Consider the following 2,724-nt stretch of genomic DNA (forward strand, 5'->3'; position numbering starts at 1 on the left):
AGGTGATTTTTACCTAAATTCTTGACAGTTGGGCCTAACTATGTTAATATTATATCTGGCTTTGGAAATAGTAATATTGTAAATATGCGAAAGTGGCGGAATTGGCAGACGCGCTAGATTTAGGATCTAGTGGGTATTCCCCGTGTGGGTTCGAGTCCCACCTTTCGCACCATTTTTTGTAAATACCCCCGATACTGGCTTCTGGCCAAATCGGGGATTATTAACATATATAGTAATAAATTACTAATAATAGTTAAGTTTTTTACATATTTTAATAAAATAATATTATATAATTTAGAAAATAGTATTGTAATATTTGCCATTCTAGATTATAATAATATTAATAAGGGAAAAAATTAGTATTTTATATATGCTTATTTTTTTATTAGGTAAATAAGTATATAATTAAGTTATAAAAAATCATTTTTAGGTAGTTATTTTAAGGAGGAGTAAATAATGGAAGTTGTAAAAAAAGATTTGGAAGACAATAAGGTAGAATTAAAGGTTGAAATCGAACCTGAAAGAGTTAATGATGCACTTGAACAGGCATATAAAAAAGTAGTAAAAGATGTTGAAATTCCTGGTTTCAGAAAGGGTAAAGTGCCTCGTAAGATTTTGGAAGCTCAGTATGGAAAAGAAATTCTTCACAAAGATGCTTTAGATATTCTGATTCCAGAAGGATATAGAGATGCTGTTGAAGAAGCGGATATAGAACCAATAGATCAACCTGAAATTGACGATTATTATATTGCTGAAGATGAACCTGCAACTTTTTCAGCTACAGTAGAAGTTAAACCAAAAGTAGAACTTGGTGAATATACTGGACTTGGTGTTGAAAAAGAAGAAATTGAAGTAACTGATGAAGATATCGAAGAAAGAATTGAACATACAAGAGATCAGCATAGTCAATTGCAAAGTGTAGACCGTGATACTGTCGAAGATGGAGATTTTGCTATTATAGATTTTGAAGGTAAAATAGATGGTGAACCTTTTGAAGGTGGTAGTGGTGAAGAATATAGTCTTGAAATTGGTTCTAATACATTTATTCCTGGTTTTGAAGAAAAATTAATTGGAGCAAAAGTTGGGGAAAAGACAGATGTAGAAGTAACATTCCCTGAAGATTATAATGCAGAAGATTTAGCAGGTGAAGATGCCATTTTTACTGTTGAAGTAAAGGAGATTAAAGAAAAGCAAAAACCAGAACTAGATGATGATTTTGCAAAAGAAGCAAGTGATTTTGAGACAATGGAAGAATGGCGAGAAAGTATAAGAGAAGAAATCAAAGAACAAAAAGAACAACAAACTGAACAGGAATATGAAAATGAATTATTAGATAAAATCAGTGAAAACTGTGAAACAAATATACCTGATAAGATGGTTGATGATGAATTAGATAAAATGTTCCAGAACTTAAGTCAAAGCATTTCCGGTCAGGGACTTGAAGTTGATGAATATTTAAATTATATGGGAATGGATGAAGAAAGCTGGAGAGAAGATAATAGAGAAACAGCTGCTAAAAGAGTTAAAAACAATTTAATACTTGAAGCAATAGCTGAAGAAGAAGAAATTGAAGTAAAAGATGAAAAAGTTGATGAAGAAATTGAAAAAATTGCAGAAGAAAATGATCAGGATTTAGAACAAATAAAAGCACTTATGCAAATGCAGGGACAAATGGATGGGCTAAAAGAAAGTCTTACTATGGAAAAAACATTAGATTTTTTAAAGGAAAACAACTAATTTATTAATAGATAAAGATAATTAAAGGAGGAGATATAATGAGCGGTTTGGTTCCAATGGTCGTAGAACAGACAAATCGTGGTGAGCGTTCCTATGATATTTATTCCAGACTTTTAAAAGATAGAATTGTATTTTTAGGTACTCAGGTAACAGATCAAATGGCAAATTTGGTTATAGCTCAACTTCTATTTTTAGAAGCTGATGATCCAGATAAAGACATTTATTTATATATAAACAGTCCAGGTGGTTCTGTAACTGCTGCTCTGGCAATGTATGATACTATTCAGTATATAAAACCTGATGTAGTAACTATAGGAATGGGACAGGCTGCAAGTGCTGGTGCTTTACTACTTGCTTCCGGTGCTAAAGGTAAGCGTTATGGTTTGCCTTATTCTAGAGTAATGATTCATCAGCCTGCTGGTGGAGTTCAGGGTAAAGCAACTGAGGCTGAAGTTCACATTAAAGAATTAATGAGAATTAGAGAAACTTTAAATGAAATCTTAAGCAAACATACAGGACAGTCTCAAGAAAAGATTGCTGCTGATGTGGAAAAAGATTATTTTATGACTGCTGAACAGGCTGTTGACTATGGTATTATTGATGAAGTGATTTCGAGAAATGATCTTCAGAAGAAAAAAGCTGAAAAGAAAAAAGAAGATAAGGAGTAATTCTCTCTAAGAGGTGATATAATGTTCAAGTTTGGTGATGAAAAAGGACAATTGAAGTGTTCATTTTGTGGTAAATCACAGGACCAGGTAAAAAAATTAGTAGCTGGCCCTGGGGTATACATTTGTGATGAATGTATAGAATTATGTAATGAAATTATTGAAGAAGAATTAAATGATGATTTAGAATTCACCTTACAAAGTATTCCAAAACCAAAAGAAATTAAAGATATTCTTGACCAATATGTTATTGGTCAGGAAAGAGCCAAAAAAACTCTATCAGTAGCAGTTTATAATCATTATAAACGTGTAAATTCTGATA

The 2,724-nt window shown here is 31.9% G+C and carries 3 protein-coding genes and 1 tRNA gene; all 4 read left to right on the forward strand.

Going from position 1 to position 2,724, the window contains the following annotated elements:
• Positions 1–86: 86 nt before the first annotated feature.
• Positions 87–172: transfer RNA gene (locus VJ881_09875), tRNA-Leu, on the forward strand.
• Between the two features lie 284 nt (positions 173–456).
• Positions 457–1,737 carry a trigger factor gene (tig, locus tag VJ881_09880; protein HKL76361.1) on the forward strand — a complete coding sequence of 427 codons (1,281 nt, stop codon included), beginning with the start codon at positions 457–459 and terminating at the stop codon, positions 1,735–1,737.
• A gap of 38 nt (positions 1,738–1,775) precedes the next feature.
• Entirely contained in the window at positions 1,776–2,405 is a 630-nt protein-coding gene (gene clpP, locus VJ881_09885; GenBank protein HKL76362.1) for an ATP-dependent Clp endopeptidase proteolytic subunit ClpP, read from the forward strand.
• Positions 2,406–2,426: 21 nt separating this feature from the next.
• Positions 2,427–2,724, forward strand: a 298-nt coding sequence (locus VJ881_09890) for a ClpX C4-type zinc finger protein (protein HKL76363.1), incomplete at its 3' end; no start/stop codon positions are given.

This window comes from Halanaerobiales bacterium (assembly GCA_035270125.1).
Taxonomy (GTDB): domain Bacteria; phylum Bacillota; class Halanaerobiia; order Halanaerobiales; family DATFIM01; genus DATFIM01.

Excerpts from the sequence above, each read along its gene's own strand:
- tig (HKL76361.1), top strand. The coding sequence starts at position 457 with ATGGAAGTTGTAAAAAAAGATTTGGAAGACAATAAGGTAGAATTAAAG.
- clpP (HKL76362.1), top strand. The coding sequence starts at position 1,776 with ATGAGCGGTTTGGTTCCAATGGTCGTAGAACAGACAAATCGTGGTGAG.